This is a genomic window from Bacillus sp. ISL-77 (assembly GCF_018613105.1).
The window spans coordinates 22935-41684 of sequence record NZ_JAGGQY010000078.1; the positions used below are offsets into that span (position 1 = coordinate 22935).

Here is an 18750-nt window from a genome sequence, read left to right on the forward strand (position 1 = left end):
TGTGGATCTTTCCATTGTTGAAGGATTAGGTGAACGTAAACAAGCGTTAGCAAGCGGGAAAATTGACGGGATGGCAACAGCACTGGATGTGCAAGTTTCATTAGCAGCCTCTGAAATCCCAGTTCAAGTTGTTTGGTTATTGGATGATTCATACGGCGGAGATGGCATCCTTGTAAAAAAAGGAATTAATAGTGTGAAAGATTTAAAAGGGAAACAAGTAGCATTTGAAGTTGGTTCAACAAGCCATATGCTAGCACTACAAGCCTTAAAACAAGGCGGATTAACTGAAAAAGATGTGCAAGTTGTCCAAATGTCTGCAGGCGATGCTGGTGCAGCTTTTGCAGCTGGTAAAGTGGATGCAGCCGTAACATGGGAGCCTTGGTTATCAAAAGGAGCACAAGCAAACGGAAAGGTATTGTTAACAACTAAAGATCTATCAGGAATTATTGTTGATACCGTCAGCTTTAAAGAAGATGTCATCAAAAATCGTCCGAAAGATGTGGAAGCTTTTGTAAAAGCTATGGGCGAAGCAATGACTTACTGGAAAGAACATGAAAAAGAAGCCAACGAAATTATGGCGAAAGGTTTAAAAATTGACCTAAGAGAATTTGAAGGAACGGTAACTGGTTTGAAATTCTTTTCAAAAGAAGATAACGTAAAATTATTTGGCACGGAAAGTGCAAAAGGTTCCATTTATCAATCAACAGAAAATGCGATTTCGTTTTACAAGGATCAAAAACTTCTTAAAACAGAGCCAAAAGCAGAAGATGTCATCAATCCAACTTTCCAAAAGTAAGAAATTTACTTGCTAAATTATTTTTGGATTCACTTTGATCAGCCTGACTCATGAGTTGTTTTTTACCCCTCATCAGTTAGGCTTTTTTTCAAAATAAAACGCATAAGAAAATAGGTGAGAAAAAATGATAGCAAAATTGTTTACTCCTAATAAGGAAATTCCAAAAATGTTTTATACTTCGGCTGGCTTCTTAACATTTATTATTTTTCTATTGATTTGGTCTGTACTCAGTTACGGCCAGTTTGTTAATCCTTTATTCTTACCAACTCCAACTGCTGTATTAGCGACAGCCGTCGATATGTTCATTAATGGTGAGATTCTCTCTGATATTGGAATCAGTTTTACAAGGGTTCTTTTCGGGTTTCTAGCTGCTGCCATTATTGGCATACCTCTAGGGATCTTAATGGGATCGCTGCGGATTATGGAGGGAGCATTTGAACCGATCATCGGATTCATTCGCTATATGCCGGCATCCGCCTTCATTCCTTTACTTATACTTTGGATTGGACTTGGAGAGACCGAAAAAATGAGTGTCATTTTCTTAGGAACGTTTTTTCAGCTGACACTGATGATTATGGACGTTACGAAAAATGTTCAAAATGATTTAGTCGATGTTTCCTACACATTAGGCGCAAAGAAGGCACAGGTGTTCACAAAGGTAATTCTGCCTGCTTCATTACCGGGAATTGTTGATACGCTTCGTATTACATTCGGATGGGCGTGGACATATTTAGTCGTTGCTGAAATCGTTGGTGCATCTAGTGGTTTAGGATATATGATCATGCAGGCATCACGTTTTCTGCAGCCGGATAAAATCATCGTGGGCATTCTAATTATTGGTTTACTGGGGCTGATTACAGATATTCTCTTTAAAGCTATATACAAGGCTTCGTTTTCTTGGATGAGAAAGGATGGTTTCTAGATGGTTACACCTGGATTAAAAGTGAAAGAAGTAGAAGAAATAGTTGTACCAAAACAGAGAGAATCTCTTGTTTCAAAAATGGGTACCCCAAAGTTAGAAATTAAAGAGGTAGGGAAAGTCTTTAAAACAAAAAAAGGTGAAACAACCGCATTAGAAAAAACCTCCTTTTCGATTGAGGTAGGGGAATTTGTCACCATTTTAGGACCTTCAGGTTGTGGCAAATCCACCGTGTTAAGGATTGTCGCAGGTTTAGAAGATGCAACGTCAGGAAAAGTTCTTCTTGATGGGCAGGAAATCAATGGACCTGGACCTGATCGAGGTATGGTGTTTCAATCGTACACTTTATTTCCATGGTTATCTGTCAAAGAGAATATTACCTTTGGACTAAAGCTAAAGGGTGTTTCTCAAAAAGAAAGGGACGATATTGCAAGACACTACTTGCAATTAATCGGTTTAGAAGGATTTGAATCGCATTTCCCGATTCAATTATCAGGTGGGATGAAACAACGTGTAGCGATTGCACGGGCGCTGGCAAACGATCCGAAAATATTATTAATGGATGAGCCATTTGGAGCATTGGATGCCCAAACTAGAAACATTATGCAAGAAGTGCTCCTTAAAGCATGGGAAGAGTCCAAAAAGACGATTTTATTTATTACGCATGATGTTGATGAATCGATCTTTTTAGCAGATTCCGTTTATGTGATGACTGCAAGACCAGGTCGTTTAAAGAAAAAGATCCCTATAACATTAGAGAGACCTAGAGATTTTAGTGTAAAAGCTACACTCGAGTTTGCCGAATACAAAGAAGAATTATTGTCGCTGATTCGTGATGAAAGTTTAAAAGCGATTAAATAACTCACGTCACTAAACTGATAATAATAGAAGAAACCCGTAATTTCGAGAGAAAAGGATTACGAATATGGAGGTCAAAGTATGGAGAACAAATGGGATCACCTCGTGAAAAATATGCCAAATCGACTTGCACCTAGCATGGCGAAGGACCATCCAAATCTACCAGTTGTTAAAGAGGAAGGCTGCTATTACTTTGGAGTGGATGGAAAGAAGTATCTTGATTTTACATCCGGGATAGCCGTAACAAATGTTGGGCATCGTCATCCAAAGGTGGTGCAAGCCATTAAAGATGCAGCAGATGGATTGATGCATGGTCCTTCTGGCGTGATTATGTATGAGTCGATTTTACGTTTAGCCGATGAACTTGCTGAAATTTTACCTGGGGACCTTGATTGCTTTTTCTTTGCCAATAGTGGAACGGAAGCAATCGAAGGCGCTCTTAAACTAGCAAAATATGTGACGAAACGACCTTATGTCATTTCCTTTACAGGTTGTTTCCATGGTCGTTCTTTAGGCGCATTAAGTGTGACTACATCGAAAAGCAAGTACCGGAAATTTATCCAACCGTCTGGACTTACCTATCAAGTTCCTTATGCGAATGTAAAAGAATGTCCAGCAGGTATGGATCCTGAAACCTATGTGATCGAAAAATTAGAAAAAGATTTTGCATCATTATTTAGCCATCAAGTAACACCGGAAGAGGTCGCATGTGTGATTCTAGAGCCTGTGCTCGGTGAAGGTGGTTATGTGGTTCCGCCAAAGGGCTGGTTAAAAAAAGTTCGTGAGATTTGTGATCGCCACAATATCTTATTGATATTTGATGAAGTTCAAACAGGATTTGGCCGTACAGGTCAATGGTTCGCAGCGCAAACCTTTGATGTAACCCCAGATATTATGGCAATCGCCAAAGGAATTGCCAATGGTCTTCCGCTTAGCGCGACGGTCTCTTCCAGTGAATTAATGAAACAATGGCCACTCGGAAGTCATGGGACAACGTTTGGCGGAAATCCAATTGCATGTTCCGTTGCACTAGCTACCTTGGAAGTAATGAAAGAGGAAAACCTACTTGAAAACACTCGAAACATGGGAAGCTATGCCGTTCAGCAGCTAGAACAAATTAAAGAACGTCACTCTGTTATTGGCAGCATCCGTGCGGTTGGCTTAATGATTGGGATTGAAATCATTGACCCAGTGACAGGTGGACCGAATGGTGAAGGATTGTTAAAAATTCTTGATCTCGCGCTTGAAAAAGGTGTTTTATTCTATCTGTGCGGAAATCATGGGGAAGTCATTCGAATGATTCCTCCGTTAATCGTTACCAAGGAACAAATTGATGAAGGGCTTCAAATACTTGATGAAGCATTATCGGAGTATGAAGCGACATTGATGCAGCCAGTAAAATAATAATCAGCAAACAGCATGATAAGCGTTGAGATTTTTCTCTCATCGCTTTTTATTTTGTCTTGTGTAGGCAAAATAGTTTGTTATAAATATATTATGTAAACTAATATGTTTTTAAGAAAGAAAATTATACAAGGATATTAGCTGAAAAATGGTATACTGTTAATTATTTAGTAACAACCTTACCGGGCATCGTTTGTTAAAATAAATATATCTGAGTCCTTTGTGGTTACTTGTTTGGAGTTGAAAATTTTGAGTCGTTTATTTGCAAATTGGTATGATTTTTTTATGAATCCGTTGGAGAAAAAGAAGTTTAAGAGGATTCGCATGGAACTTCTTTCAAAGGCAACGGGAAGTGTCCTAGAATTAGGGTCGGGTACAGGAATTAATTTTCCTTTATATGAATCTGCAGAAACAGTGACTGCGATTGAACCGAATCAACATATGATTGAGCGTTCCTTATCGAAACATAAGCAATCACTAGTCCCAATAGAAATCGTTCAGGCAAGTGCAGAAAAACTGCCTTTTGCTGCGGATACTTTCGATACAGTAGTGGCAACACTTGTATTTTGTACGATTCCAAATCCGGATATAGCCATTTTAGAGATGAAACGAGTATGTAAGCCTGAAGGTAAAATTCTACTATTTGAGCATGTAAAAATGCAAAATCGGTTTTTATCCACACTCCAGGACTGGTTAACTCCCGCTTGGAAAAAAATCTGTGATGGATGCTGTTTAAATAGGAATACCTTTGACTTACTAAAGGCTCATGATATCTCAATAATAAAGGTGCAAAAATATTATCGTGATTTATTTGTTTTTGCTGAAGCCAAAAATAATAAGAAAGCATAGTTTTTTCAAGAGTCTCCATATTGGAAGGCTGGCTCTAATGTTGTCTAAAAACAACATTGTTGAGTCAGCCAGTCTCTTTTTCTTATCTTTTATTGATTTAACGCTCCTGGGGTCAACCCCCAAAATTTAATCCTTGATTTCAACATTCCCATTGTCATCAATTTCGATAGTTGTATAGCTTTTGAAGACGTCCATGTTGGTGATTTCATGTTGAACGACGCTGGCAAAGCTCTCCATGTAAGGCTTGTACACCTCAGGGTCTTTGACGAGATGATAAAAATTCACTCTTTTTCCATCTTTCATATCCGTCATCCTTAGTAAAAATCGGTCTCCAAATTGCCCTTTAAACCAACCTCTTGCTTCCTCATGACTATTGAATTTAGGCATTTGGTTAGGATCAATTGTAAGATCTTGATTCATTAACTCGTTCACCTCTTTCCAATATATTGCCTCTTCTAATATTCCCCATTGGCATAAAAATTATTGAGTATTAAAAGTTGAAATAAAAATTCAACTGTCACTTCATTTATATGGTAAATTTAAAGAGTGAGAATCAATATTACCGCTTTAAAATAAGCGTAGTTTCAATGAACTAATAGATGAACCAAATGTATGGAGGAAAGGTTTATGGCAGTTGTAAAATCAGTCACAATCGATGGCGAGAGTATTCATGTATTTAGAAATGCGGTTTACATCTTTGAATCGAGCTCAGGCTTTACCTTAGAATTGGATTTGATTGTAAGTGAGGTTGTTGTAAAAAAATATAAAACCGTTGAAAACCTAATTGTTGAGATAGAATTTGAAGATGGGAGAATCATAAATTCCATTATGCATGTAAAAATTCTGGCTGGAGGCTTGCCACAACTTAATTTATTCTGTGCGCTCGATGATATCAAAGAATATCAAGACTTCAAACGGGTAAACGAAAATGAATCTTGGTTTCCGAATATAGAAGAAGGCATTACCATCGAAGAAATAAGAAAAGTGGAAATGCCAAATGAGGATGTTAGTTTAAAACTAAATCTGCCAATCGACCAGGTTGAGTGGATTAAAAAACATAAAAAGAAAAGTATAAATGAAATTTTTCAAGAATTGATCTATGAATTTTGGGAAAAACAAGAATCATAATGATTTTGGTGTAGTCAGCATACTTCCGTCTGAAAGTGGACAGACGGTAGAGCACTGACACCGGAAATTAAAATTACTTCATTTTGTCAAGGGTAACATCAAAGATGAAACATAGAAAAATAGCAAAGATCGCAGAAAAGATAAGGGCGAGGATGGGCCTTTTAAAATGGATTCGAATGATCATGAACATAACCATTACGAATAATAGGGACCATAATAAATTCCAATGATGATGGTAGGTAATAGATCCGCCCTTCACCGCAAAATATTCCAAAACAATATAGACACTTGTAAAAAAGGCGATGTAAAGAGATTGAGAGAGGACGCCTTTTCTAAAAGGATATTTGGAAAGGTAAACCCATGTCGATAGGGGCATTCCAATCAAAGTTAGTAACAATATCGGAATCATAGCAAACTGTATCCCATTGGGTTCCAATTGCCAAAGTTGATATTTATAACAAAGGAGTTCATATAATGCGTCTCCTAGGGAAGCAAAAAGCATCGTAGGATAATATACCTTCCAATTACGATCTGCGAACTTAAAGGCAGCAATTATCCAAATAACCGAATAGATGATGGCAATCATGAGGTACACTCCTAGAAGTTAATATATACTATATTTCCCAAAAGTAGATATACCATCCATAGGTGAGTAATAATAAAATTTTTTAATTCAGTTATAAATTCTACAAATCATTTAAAGAATTAAGTTCTTTCATCGGTGAAACATCCTTTTCCAAAAAGAAAAAATGGGTTACATTTGTAAGTATGATTCTAAAGGTTTGCATTGGGTGGTGATACCGTGTGACGGAAACAAAAAAGCTGCAAGAGATAGATTTATATAAACCCATTCAGACTTATTTTTTACGTGAAGGGTATGAGGTTTACGGGGAAGTGAAGGACTGCGATATTGTTGCAGTGAAAGATGAAGAGTTAGTTGTCATTGAATTAAAACTCACCCTAAGTGTGGATTTACTAATACAGGCGGCCAAACGGCAGCGTATTACGGATAAAGTTTATGTGGCGATACCGAAACCGAAGCATCGTTTAAATTCTAAACGGTGGACAGAAAAATGCCATTTAATTCGCAGGCTGGAGCTGGGAATGATTGTTGTTTCGAGCCCAGGAAAACGGGGAAGGGCAGAAATTATTTTCGAGCCCACTCCATTTATTCGCCGCAAAAACAAACGCAAGCGAGATTCTATTATGAAGGAAATTAAAGGCCGAAGTGCGGACTATAATGTGGGCGGCAGTAATCGAACCAAGATTATGACAGCTTATAAAGAAAATTGCATCCAAATTGCGTGTTACCTAGAAAATTTGGGTCCATTATCCCCGAAAAAGTTAAATCAATTGGGATCTGGAAAAAATACTTCTTCGGTCCTTACTAAAAACTATTATGGTTGGTTTGAAAGGATTAAACGAGGTATCTATGTAATAACTGAGAAGGGGAAAGAAGAAATCAAGGAATATCCGGAGTTGATAAATTATTATTTAACTAGTTTAGGCGACGACCAGGTTACTTAACTGCTACTACCTAAAAGGCTGCCCCAAAAATTACTTGGGACAGTCTTTTTTACTCTCTATGTTCAAAATATACTTGGGTCGTTCGCGGTCGTGTTTCTTTGAACCATTGATAACAAAAGATAGTGATCAGAATCAAGTCAATGGCATCTCCACCATAATACATAAGGAAAGCGCCCGTTTTGGCTTGGGCAATGGGAACTCCCATTGGCGGATGAGCATAAATATATTTTGAAAGAATGCCGTGGCATGCCAAGGCGATGATTAATACGCTCGAACGGAATAGATTACTCGTCCGGTGTGGGTGGGGATCCGTATAAATAAAGGCTGCTGTGAAAAAATAGCCCGCAAGGAATACATGCAGGTGGACTACGCTGTGAAGCAGTGCGTTATGTTGCATCGTTTGATATAGGCTAGTTGTATAGAGGACCCAAAGGCCGCCGACATTTAGGAGTGAGGCTACAATAGGATTACTGATGAATCTGATTGGGTTGCTTTTTATAATACGGGATAAGAGCCGTGCTTGCTTTACGTTTAATGTTCGCAGAATTAGTGTCATTGGGGCGGCCAGGACCATAAGAAGCGGTGCCAGCATCCCGAGCAGGAGATGGCCGAGCATATGTGACGTGAAATCTTGATGGGAACGAGCGGCCATAGGTCCTGATATAGCAGCTAAGGAACAGGACAATCCTCCGATCCACAAGACCATTCGGAAAAACCGCCATGATTTTTTCCGTCGCTTAGTTAGAATGACTGCGTAGAGATAGATCACTAATGCCATAATAAACGGCAGAGTTAATATCAGTTGGGGAATCAAGCCAGGTATTCCCATTTCAGAACCATGTTGTATGTGATTATGTATGTGCATTTTCTTTGGGGACTCCTGATGGTTTATATCTCTTATTCGTGCGAACTAGGAGGACGATGCCTAGAATAATCATCAGAACAGAGGTTGTGTACCACACCATGTCGTAGGGTAGGATATTTACTTGATAGCGTATTTGGTGAAGTCTCATCAGTTTATGTTGGATGGTTCCATCATATAATTGGAATCCTCCAGCCCCAAGCAATACACTGCCCAACCACCTCGGTAGCAGCCATCCACTACGGCGGCGAAGGTCGGCAACCATAAATAATGACCCAACTGTCGCAAACCAGCTAAACGCATGAAAAAATCCATCAGAGACTAGTCCAATCGTAGTCGTAGATTTATCGTAGAAATGATGCCAATGCAGTAATTGATGAAAAATAGTTTCGTCTATAAAAGCGACCAGTCCAATGCCAAACAGAATGCCAGACCAGAGATTTCGACTTATGTATGCAGGGTAATTCTTGTGATTAGTAATCTTATTTTTCTGTTCCATTTTCTTCTCCTTTATCCAACTAATTCTTCTGCATTTCAATTTACCCTAAATGTATTAACAATAAACAGGTTTCCAGAAGAGTGCCTGTCCTTAAAGTTATCTTATTGAGTTGATAGCTAAAATGGGTGGATAAAAATTCTTATTTTTAATTTCTCCTCAATTTGTCAAGACTGTTAAGCATAGGGCGATAAAGATAGGAAGGAGACTTATTTATGAATAAACCTTTTGAATATCAGGAAATTCTTTATAACGAAGTCATCTATTTTTTAGAAACGAAATGGAAGCGTCGACTAAGTGATCATGAGCGGCATGTACTGATTGAAGGCTATCGATTTGGCAGGATGGTTGAGGCTGAAAATGAAATCAAAATCCTTTCGGCTAAGTAATTATAGATTTAATAAGTGATACAGACCTCGGGCAGCATCTGACGGTAATTGTTGCTGACATCATTCCCATTTTTAACGGATATCGTATTAAAAGATAACTTTGCATACTGCAAGGTTTTTTCTTGTTTCAATTATTGTATAATAAAGGAAGCGCTTCATATTTTTTGGCGGAGAGGAGAAAGGGGGTAAAGGTTAATAAAGATTCTTATTTGTTCATTTTGAATAGAATCACAGATTACTAAGTGGTTGTAAAAGTTTAAGCTACATAAGGAGCTCGAATCAGTAAGAGAAAAATCATAACAAATTCATCTAAATCATACTAAAATGGAACCCAATCATTTTGTATGAAGCTCATTCGTGCTCTCAAGCCTAGGTGAGTGTAGTTTCCTGAAAAGGAAATAGCACGATGAACTACGTTAGTGGATAAGGTAAAGAAACACCTGCGGATGTGTCCACCAGTCTGCTGCTCTGTTAGCTAGGAGGAAGACCGTTTCCTAGGGTTTGGAAACTTACCACCGAAATAGCATGTCCTGTCCATTGACTTTGGCAAGGAGGAAAATTCCCGTAACGGAGGCTGGTCAGAAATGACCCATTGTTTTGTGTTAGATGCAAAAGGCAACAAGTTATCTCCAACAAAAGAAAATCGTGCATGGTATTTAATTCGGAAACAGAAAGCTGCATTGAAAAGCAAATTTCCCATGGTGATTCAGCTAAAAAAAGGAATCCCTGTAGATGAAATCGACTCAACATCCGTTCATCTAGGCATTGACGATGGTTCGAAATTTGTAGGTATTGCTTTAGTACAAAAATGCAACACCAGAAATAAACCTGTATTTAGAGGAACCATTGAACTTCGTACAAATGTCAAAGAAAAAATTGCCGTAAGACGAGGGTACCGTCGATACAGAAGGCAACATAAAAAATACAGACCCGCACGATTTGATAATCGATCTTCTTCCAAACGAGAAGGACGAATTCCAGCAAGTATTAAACAAAAGAAGGATTCTATTTTAAGAGTGGTCAAACAACTCCACAAGTGGATACGAATCGACCGTATTTTCTTAGAAGATGTCTTAATTGATATCCGAGCATTGGAAAAAGGCTTTAAACCATACAAATGGGAATATCAACAAAGCAATCGCTTAGATGAAAACATTCGAAAAGCAGCAGTGATTCGTGACCACAATACTTGCCAGGATTGTGGATTGACAAATTCCCGAATGGAAGTGCACCACATTACCCCAAGGCGACTAAACGGCAGTGATTCCCTTCATAACTTAATCACCCTTTGTTCCACCTGCCATGGAAAGGTAACTGGCGATGAGTTAAACCATTGTATGAGATTCTATCAAAAAGTAAAAGGCAAAAAGATCTCGTACAGTGATGCCATGCATGTTATGCAAGGGAAAACCTATATTCAAAATGAATTAAAGAAAATATCCCAATTATCTATAACAACTGGAGGGGATACTGCAAACAAACGCATGGATTGGGGAATTGAGAAGACACACGCCAATGATGCTATTGTTATTTGTCATTCAAATGTTAGGCCTGAACAATGTGAAATCAAAAATTGGGCGATAAAACCAATGAGAAAGCACTCCAATAAAAAAATAGAGTCGGTAAATGGTTTTCATCACAGGGATTTTGTTAAATATACGAAACGCAATGGAGAAAGGTATTTGGCGTATATCACCGCTTTATATCCAGAAAAAAATCAATGTAACATGACAACGATAGAGGGAAAGATTTTGAAAAGATATGGTCTTTCTAGGCTTACATTATTATGGCGATTTAACAAAATATATTGGTTTTGAAGTTAAGTTAAATTATTAAGGAGGTGAATTCTGGTAACAAAATAAGGAAAGTGTACGTTTTATTACATTTTTTGTTACCAGGAAATTGAATGATGTCAAACTATGTAAAAATAGGTAATCTTCAAGTAGCAGATGTACTTTATCAGTTTATTAACGAGGACGCTTTACCTGGAACTGGCTTGGACCGCGAAAAGTTCTGGGCTGATTTCGAGACACTCTTTGCTGATTTGACACCGAAAAATAATCAGCTATTAGCTCGAAGGGATGACATTCAACATCAAATCAATGCCTGGCACCGAATAAATAAATCCTTCCACTTTGAAAATTATAAATCATTTTTAAAGGAAATTGGCTATTTAGAGTCTGAGGCAGCAGACTTTCAAATTACTACTGAAAATGTCGATGAGGAAGTAGCCTTAAAAGCAGGACCGCAGCTTGTCGTTCCTGTTGATAATGCCCGCTATGCCTTAAACGCAGCTAACGCCCGGTGGGGAAGCCTTTACGATGCATTATATGGAACGGATGCAATAAGTGAGGACGGCGGTGCCCAGCGAAATGCTGGCTATAATCCAGTTCGAGGGGAAAAAGTAATTGCTTTTGCAAGGGAGTTTCTTGATCAAGCCATACCACTTAACCAATTTTCCCATAAGGAAGCTGTTAAATATTCGATTGTGAATGGGAGATTAGCAGTTTTACTCCGCAATGGCTCAACCAAAGGGCTTTCAGATGAAACAAAACTATTCGGGTATCAGGGGAATCCAGAAGAACCTTCCTCCATTTTGTTTAAAAATAATGGTCTCTATTTTGAAATCCAATTCGACCGCAGCCATCCAATTGGTAAAACAGACCTGGCGGGTATTAAAGATATTTTCATAGAGTCGGCATTAACCACGATTATGGACTGTGAAGATTCCGTTGCCGCCGTTGATGCTGAGGATAAGGTGCTTGTTTATTCAAATTGGCTCGGATTGATGAAGGGGGACTTGACGGCTGCTCTAACTAAGAATGGAAAGACGATCACGCGATCTCTCCAGCCTGATCGACAATATACATCCCCATCAGGTGAAGAATTCGCCTTAAAAGGGCGATCGCTTATGTTTGTTCGTATTGTCGGCCATTTAATGAAGAGTCATGCAATTCTTAATAAGGATGGGAACGAGGTACCAGAAGGGTTAATGGATACGGTCCTTACCAGTTTAATTGCCAAGCATTCTCTTTTGGCGAATGGAAAATATCAAAACTCGTCTAAGGGATCGATCTATATCGTAAAGCCGAAAATGCATGGATCCGAAGAAGCGGCGTTTGCCAACGAAACGTTTAATCGCGTGGAAGACATGCTTGGTCTTGTACGGAATACGCTAAAGATTGGTGTGATGGACGAAGAGCGCCGGACGTCTTTGAATCTGAAGAATTGTATTCGTGAAGTAAAAGATCGAATTGTCTTCATTAATACTGGTTTCTTGGACCGGACCGGGGATGAGATCCATACTTCAATGGAAATAGGAGCAGTTATTCGCAAAAACGAAATGAAGTTTTCAACTTGGCTGCAAAGCTATGAAAAATCCAATGTTTTTATCGGACTCGCCACTGGACTCAAAGGCCGGGCCCAGATTGGTAAAGGAATGTGGGCGATGCCGGACCTGATGGCTGAAATGATCAAGCAAAAAATCGTCCACCTGCAAGCGGGCGGGACGACTGCATGGGTTCCATCACCAACAGCTGCAACCCTGCATGCCCTTCATTATCATCAGTTAGATGTTTCAAAGGTGCAGGATGAGTTAGCAAAGGATATTCAGGATTTAAGAGATCAGATTTTAACGATCCCTGCTGCCGAAAAGACCAACTGGTCCGCTGAAGAAATTCAGCAGGAGCTTGATAACAATGCCCAGGGCATTCTTGGCTATGTCGTTCGTTGGGTAGAAATGGGCGTTGGCTGTTCGAAAGTACCAGATATTAATCATGTGGGTTTGATGGAGGACCGTGCCACGCTAAGGATTTCTAGCCAGCATATCGCTAACTGGCTGCACCATGGTATTTGTACGAAGGAACAGGTTCAAGAAACGTTAAAGCGGATGGCGAAAGTAGTGGACCGCCAAAATGAAGGTGACCCGGCCTATCGCCCGATGGCTGTAGATTATGATCAATCTGTTGCATTTCAAGCAGCGTGCGACTTAGTATTTAAAGGCTATGATCAGCCAAACGGCTACACTGAGCCGATTTTGCATCGTCGCCGTATTGAAGCTAAAGCCAAATGGAGAGTCGAGCACCACAATTAATAGTGCCAAAATCACAAGCAACTACATGGTTACAGATGTAGTTGCTTTTTTTGATGAATGAAACTGTCAACATAAGGAAAAATAGCTTTGATACATTACCTTTTAAGGAGTAAATAGGAATGAGTAATATGGAACAGAAGGAAACTTTACTAATGTTGGAAAGAAGCGATCAGGATGGAAGAAAGCCACAAAGCAGGAGCCTCTAAATCTAAATTCCTAACTATTATAAAGCAATCGATGGCAGTGAATAAGAAGCCATTTCCCTGGCTAAAGGCATTTTGTGCAGGTATTGCTGCAGCACTCCCTGTTATTATTGGATTATTATTTGGTAATTTAGAATATGGATTGTTAGCCGGGATGGGGGGCTTTACCTATCTTTATGTATTTAATATCCCCTATGCTCAGCGGGCAAAAAAGCTAGTTTTTGTCATTCTTGGCATGTGTTTGGTCTCAGTATTAGGGACACTATCTGCTCCATATCCGCTTGCTATCGCCATTTTAATGGGGATCATTGGAGCAGCTGCTATTTTTATTTTTGGTGCATTACGAATAACGGGACCCTCTGCCATCTTTTTTGTGTTGGTTTTTTCGATGACTACTGGGATGCCAATCCAACCAGAGCTTGCCCCGTTACGAGCCGCTCTTGTCTTTCTTGGTGGAACCCTATCGTGGATGATTGCCATGTTTGGCTGGTTCTTCAATCCACACGGCCCAGAAACAGGGGTCGTCCAAAGAGTTTATTTGGAATTGGCTGCGTTTCTCGATTCCGTTGGTACAAATAAATTTTCTATTCCGAGACATCGAGTTATGTCCGTTTTGAAAGAAGCTGAAGAAACATTGGCAGCAGGGTATATCCCTTGTCGAACAACGGATCTCTTTAATCGTTTATACGTATTAAACGATCATGCCAATCAAATATTTTTGTATGCCCTTGAAAATTTTTCAGATAGTCATTCCAACTTCCCACCAGAATTGGGTCAAACTATCCGGGAAATGGCTCATTCACTAGACCATAAGAAAAAGGGAGAAAGTTTTTCAAAAAAAATTCTTCAGCCTTCAGTTATGGATGAAAAGGTGGCTCAATTATTTACAATCGTTTATGATGCGGATGCCATCATGAATGAACCAACATCTAAAATAAATCAAACGATTCGAATTTCCAAACCTTCCTTTAAGACTATTTTTATGGGTTCCTTTGATAAACACTCGATTGTTTTTATTACGGCGATACGATTCGGCGTTATTACGACCAGCGCTGCAATTATTGCCTTTCAGTTTGCATTTGTACGGTCCTATTGGGTCCCTTTATCCTGTGTAGCTGTTTTGTCAGGCTCTACCATTGTTGCGACCTATCATCGTGCCATTCAAAGAGGATTGGGTACCATCATTGGTATTTTAATTGCTAGTTTCATTCTTGCTATGCACCCAGATGGTTACATTATTGCTTTTTTCGTTTTACTATTGACGTTTATTACGGAACTTTTTATTGTAAAGAATTATGGATTGGCAGCCTTATTTTTTACACCGAATGCATTATTAATGGCAGAAAGCACGAGTCATGGAAGTTTTAGCTTTTCCTATTTTGCCTCGGCCAGATTAATCGATGTGTTGATCGGAATTAGTATAGGTCTCATCGGTGTATGGTTAGTAGGGAGGCGATCAGCCTCTAGTCGACTGCCACATTTAATCACCAAAACCATCCGAAGTCAGGCTCAATTTTTGATCATCCTCTTTTCAGATCAAGGAGAAGGTTTTATTGCTTCGGAGAGTAGAGAATTAAGAAAAATGCGTACGAATATTATTAATTTAATTACGTTATATACTACAGCTGCAGGCGAGATTCCGGTTAATCAAAAAGCAGTGGAATACTACTGGCCGGTAATTTTTTCGATCGAGCATTTAGGATATTTACTAGAAAATTGTTCAAGAACCGAAGAACGTCCAATTCTATCAGATGAAACACTTTCCCAATTGCTTTATATATGTGAAACGATGGCCAATGCCACCGCTCGAAAACGTTCGCCTTCTTTAAAAACTGTACCTAACATCGAAGCATTTCCTAGCATTCAAAGTGAAATTATCAGCCTGCAAAAGTCGCTTCAAATGGAAAGTTGAGTTTCTGTTAAAGTAAAAGAAGGACCTATAGCGATGTTTACAATAGGTGACTATAACAAAAAATTATTTCATATTTCTGTGTATTTTTATATTTTAAAAAAGTGTTATGATATTCATGTAATGTAAAAATATTCATGCGATCTGTCGACTGAATCGATACTAATTAAAGGTGGTGGAAAGATGAAGAATTTAAAAATTGCATCTATACCTGGGGATGGAATTGGAAATGAAGTTGTACCTGTGGCAATTAAAGTGTTGGATACAATAGCAAATATCCATGGCGGCATTAAGTTTGGATTCACCCATTTTCCGTACGGGTGTGAATATTATTTGAAAAATGGAGCAATGATGGCCGCAGATGGACTTGAAAGATTAAAAGAGTTTGATGCTATTTTTCTTGGGGCCGTGGGTAACGCCAAACTCGTTCCAGATCATGTTTCACTTTGGGGACTTCTCATTAAAATAAGACGAGAATTCGAACAGGTCATTAATATTAGACCTGCGAAAGTACTTAAAGGTGTGAAATCGCCGTTGATTAACCCCAAAGACTTTGATTTAATGGTCGTCAGGGAAAATAGTGAAGGAGAATACAGTTCAGTTGGCGGGAGAATCTAATTTTATTACTAGATACTATTGAAAACGTCACCAATGAGGGCATCTTAACACCAGACCTTGGAGGAAGTCATTCAACAGGAGAAGTAACAGAAGAGATTATTAGGAAGTTAATAATAAACTAATATGTTATCGTTTCAATTTCTAATTTAAATTACGCATCGGTTCCATCACCAATAAATAATAATATATTGAATGAAAAGAAACGAAAAAAACGAGGTGGAACCGATGTATTTGTTCAAATCAATTTTGGATGATATTCATTCAGCGCAATTAGTCTTCAAACAAAATTCTAAAACAAAACGCCTTGTTCTAGCTGCACTATTTGCTAGCATTGCAGCTGTTCTCCAGGCAGCAGGTGGTTCTTTACCTGTAATGGGTTATTTTATCAGCCCTTTTGCGACCGCTCCCATTCTATTCTGTTCGATCCTCTCCCTTCCACTTGGCGCCATGTCCTATTTCCTTACCAATCTATTGCTTTTAATCCTTCAACCTAGTGAATTAATTATCTTCCCCTTTACCACTGGCTTGTTAGGGCTGGGGACCGGAATCGCTTTCTATTTTCTCAAGAAAAGAATAAGCATCATTGCTTTTGGGGCTACTTTTTTAACGATTGGAATAATCAACCTTTTATATGTTTTTAGATTCCCAGTCTTGGGTCCAACTGTTTCTGGTTCTTTTTCCATCCTAACAACAGGCAGTATTTTTTTGTTTTCTTTCTTTTATAACTGGATTTGGGTTGTTATTGGGTTAACATTTTTAAAAAGGTTTAAGAAGTTTATAAACTAGTAACCCTCCAAATCACACCTGTGTTAGGAGCAGCCCCTATATTTGTTCCTGGTGGTTTAAAGATTCCAAAGTCGGCAATGTACATTTCATTCCTATCTACTTATTCAAAAAGGAGTTGTCCATATTCCAGGCTAGGGTCAATTTTGCATGGCAACCTCGATTACAACGATTTCCTCTAGGGGCTGCAGCTCCTCTTTGAGGATGTTTTCAAATTCACCAAGGGTGCTGGCTCTTATTCCTTTAATACCGAAGCTAGCAGCTAAATTAACAAAATCCGGGTTCTGGAAGGTGACTCCGTAGTTTTCTCCAAACATTTTGTTCATTTGCTGAACCTCAAGTTTTAACATTGAGTCATTTAAAACAATAATGAGGAAAGAGAGTCCTAGACGTTTGGCCGTCTCTAATTCTGCAAAATTCATGAGCGCGCCGCCATCACCAGTAATACAAATAACGTCGTCATCTGGACAAGCCAGTTTTGCTCCGATGGCACCTGGTATGGCAATTCCCATTGAAGCTAGACCGTTTGAGATGATTAACTGGTTTGGCATTTTGGGCTGATAGGTACGGGCGATTGAAACCTTATGGGAACCGACATCAGAAATCACAATTGTGTTCTCTGAAGTAAGACTTTCAATACAATGGAGAACATTTTCAATTGTATAGGGCAGTGTGCTGGAGTCTGGCTGATCTTGGTCGATTTGATAAGCAGTCTTTATTTGTTCTTTAAGTTCCCCAGAAGGTACCCAGGATTTAGTTGGGAGCTCTGATTGATTAAGCATTTGGAGTGTCATCTTAATGTTCCCGACCAGCTCAACCCCGACAGGGTAATATTCATTTATTTCGGCAGGTAAAGTATCGATATGTAGAACCGGAAGTTTCTTAGGATTCCAGTCTTTCGGCAGTTTTTCAACAAAGTCGAAGCCGATAACAATCAGTAAATCTGCTTCCTCCATGCCTGGTAAAACTTCATCGTTTTCATTAAATCCAAACGTAAAGAAATTCAGCGGGTGTTCCTTCGGTAACACACCTTTTGCCATAAAACTGTGGGTAACAGGAGATTGAATGGTATTGATAAAGGTCAGCAACTCAGGATATGTCTCCTGCCTGATTACTCCGTTACCAATGATAATAAATGGTTTTAGGTGTTGTTTAATAAGTGTGGTTGCTTCTACGAGTGCCTCATTAACTGGGACACTTTCAGGCAAAGATGTTACCGGCAAAGGCTTCCCAGGAATCATTTGAGTGGAAAAGTTCTCCGGTAACGTAATAGCGACCGAACCTGGTTTCTCCATTTTTGCCACTCTGAATGCTTTTCGAATAATCGTGGGGACAGTCTGGGATTCCTTGATTTGAGTGCTCCACTTTGTTGTCGGCTCAAACAATTTAGCTATATCTATATATTGATGTGATTCATTATGGTGACGTTCCACGCCAGCTTGTCCAATTAATGCCACCACGGGTGAATGATCGAGCTGAGCGCTGGCAATACCAGTCAATAAATTTGTTGCTCCTGGACCCAACGTCGATAAACAAACGCCGACTTTTTTTGATAATCTACCATAAACATCGGCCATAAAAGCAGCCCCTTGCTCGTGCCTGACATTCACATACTGAATTTGTGTTGATTTTGATAATGAATCAGCAAGATCGAGTGTCTCCGTGCCGAAGATCCCAAACACATATTCCACACCTTCGTTTTCTAAACAATGGACGAGTACATCTGTTACTTTCATCTGATCCTCCAAAAAACCTTGATTTTTATCCTATGTTTTCTATGGTTACCGCTGATAGGATTTTTCAACCTCTCCGGGCTTTAGAAAGTTTAATCGGAAAATTTCCACAACGGAGTCTCTGAAGCAGCAGAAGTCTGGTCATGGTAGTGTTACAATTAAAAGAAAATAATGGGTAACTTA

At 39.1% G+C, this 18750-nt stretch carries 17 protein-coding genes and 1 pseudogene; 13 read left to right on the forward strand and 5 right to left on the reverse strand.

The features are described 5' to 3' along the window. Position 1: 1 nt before the first annotated feature. From J7E77_RS26685 to J7E77_RS26705, 5 genes are all read left to right on the forward strand, one after another. Complete coding sequence (locus J7E77_RS26685; protein ID WP_308160793.1) at positions 2–796, forward strand: ABC transporter substrate-binding protein; 795 nt, start codon at positions 2–4, stop codon at positions 794–796. Positions 797–920: 124 nt separating this feature from the next. Then, on the forward strand, positions 921–1718 hold the full coding sequence (locus tag J7E77_RS26690; protein ID WP_214718153.1) for an ABC transporter permease: 798 nt from the start codon (positions 921–923) through the stop codon (positions 1716–1718). Then, positions 1719–2576 (forward strand): ABC transporter ATP-binding protein, encoded by an 858-nt coding sequence (locus tag J7E77_RS26695; protein WP_214718154.1) that lies wholly within the window; start codon positions 1719–1721, stop codon positions 2574–2576. A 78-nt stretch (positions 2577–2654) separates the two neighbouring features. After that, positions 2655–3977, forward strand: coding sequence for an aspartate aminotransferase family protein (locus J7E77_RS26700; protein WP_214718155.1), 1323 nt, complete (start codon positions 2655–2657; stop codon positions 3975–3977). 249 nt (positions 3978–4226) lie between these two features. Further along, positions 4227–4826, forward strand: coding sequence for a class I SAM-dependent methyltransferase (locus tag J7E77_RS26705; RefSeq protein WP_214718156.1), 600 nt, complete (start codon positions 4227–4229; stop codon positions 4824–4826). 126 nt (positions 4827–4952) lie between these two features. On the opposite strand, the gene J7E77_RS26710 is transcribed toward J7E77_RS26705, so the two are convergent. Further along, positions 4953–5246 (reverse strand): hypothetical protein, encoded by a 294-nt coding sequence (locus J7E77_RS26710; protein ID WP_168244300.1) that lies wholly within the window; start codon positions 5244–5246, stop codon positions 4953–4955. 207 nt (positions 5247–5453) lie between these two features. Between J7E77_RS26710 and J7E77_RS26715 the strand changes: the two genes are divergently transcribed. Next, complete coding sequence (locus J7E77_RS26715) at positions 5454–5954, forward strand: hypothetical protein (RefSeq protein WP_214718157.1); 501 nt, start codon at positions 5454–5456, stop codon at positions 5952–5954. A 73-nt stretch (positions 5955–6027) separates the two neighbouring features. Here J7E77_RS26715 and J7E77_RS26720 read toward each other — a convergent pair whose 3' ends face one another. Further along, positions 6028–6540, reverse strand: a complete 513-nt coding sequence (locus tag J7E77_RS26720; RefSeq protein ID WP_214718159.1) for a CBO0543 family protein — start codon at positions 6538–6540, stop codon at positions 6028–6030. A gap of 218 nt (positions 6541–6758) precedes the next feature. Here J7E77_RS26720 and J7E77_RS26725 point away from each other — a divergent pair, with 218 nt between their 5' ends. Beyond that, a complete protein-coding gene (locus J7E77_RS26725; RefSeq protein WP_214718160.1) occupies positions 6759–7481 on the forward strand; it encodes a DUF2161 domain-containing phosphodiesterase in 723 nt (240 codons plus the stop codon). 49 nt (positions 7482–7530) lie between these two features. Here the strand turns inward: J7E77_RS26725 and J7E77_RS26730 are convergent, their stop codons facing one another. Together J7E77_RS26730 and J7E77_RS26735 are read right to left on the reverse strand one after the other, a co-directional pair. Next, a complete protein-coding gene (locus J7E77_RS26730) occupies positions 7531–8346 on the reverse strand; it encodes a cytochrome c oxidase assembly protein (RefSeq protein WP_214718162.1) in 816 nt (271 codons plus the stop codon). Next, the gene (locus J7E77_RS26735) at positions 8333–8842 is read right to left on the reverse strand and encodes a DUF2243 domain-containing protein (RefSeq protein WP_214718168.1); all 510 of its coding nucleotides are present in this window, start codon (positions 8840–8842) and stop codon (positions 8333–8335) included. Before J7E77_RS26735 ends, J7E77_RS26730 begins: the two co-directional genes overlap by 14 nt. Positions 8843–9054: 212 nt before the next feature. Between J7E77_RS26735 and J7E77_RS26740 the strand changes: the two genes are divergently transcribed. The 6 genes and pseudogenes from J7E77_RS26740 to J7E77_RS26765 all read left to right on the forward strand — a co-directional run bounded on the left by J7E77_RS26740 (position 9055) and on the right by J7E77_RS26765 (position 16837). Further along, positions 9055–9228 (forward strand): hypothetical protein, encoded by a 174-nt coding sequence (locus tag J7E77_RS26740; RefSeq protein WP_214718169.1) that lies wholly within the window; start codon positions 9055–9057, stop codon positions 9226–9228. A gap of 584 nt (positions 9229–9812) precedes the next feature. Further along, positions 9813–11045: an RNA-guided endonuclease IscB gene (gene iscB / locus J7E77_RS26745; protein WP_214718170.1), complete on the forward strand. Its 1233-nt coding sequence runs from the start codon at positions 9813–9815 to the stop codon at positions 11043–11045. Between the two features lie 92 nt (positions 11046–11137). Next, entirely contained in the window at positions 11138–13321 is a 2184-nt protein-coding gene (locus tag J7E77_RS26750) for a malate synthase G (protein ID WP_214718171.1), read from the forward strand. 174 nt (positions 13322–13495) lie between these two features. After that, complete coding sequence (locus tag J7E77_RS26755) at positions 13496–15436, forward strand: FUSC family protein (RefSeq protein WP_214718173.1); 1941 nt, start codon at positions 13496–13498, stop codon at positions 15434–15436. A 180-nt stretch (positions 15437–15616) separates the two neighbouring features. Further along, positions 15617–16048: pseudogene (locus J7E77_RS26760) on the forward strand (isocitrate/isopropylmalate family dehydrogenase); the annotation flags it as partial. Positions 16049–16276: 228 nt separating this feature from the next. Then, the gene (locus J7E77_RS26765) at positions 16277–16837 is read left to right on the forward strand and encodes a hypothetical protein (RefSeq protein ID WP_214718182.1); all 561 of its coding nucleotides are present in this window, start codon (positions 16277–16279) and stop codon (positions 16835–16837) included. 137 nt (positions 16838–16974) lie between these two features. Here J7E77_RS26765 and J7E77_RS26770 read toward each other — a convergent pair whose 3' ends face one another. Beyond that, entirely contained in the window at positions 16975–18570 is a 1596-nt protein-coding gene (locus J7E77_RS26770; protein WP_214718184.1) for an acetolactate synthase large subunit, read from the reverse strand. Positions 18571–18750: the final 180 nt, after the last annotated feature.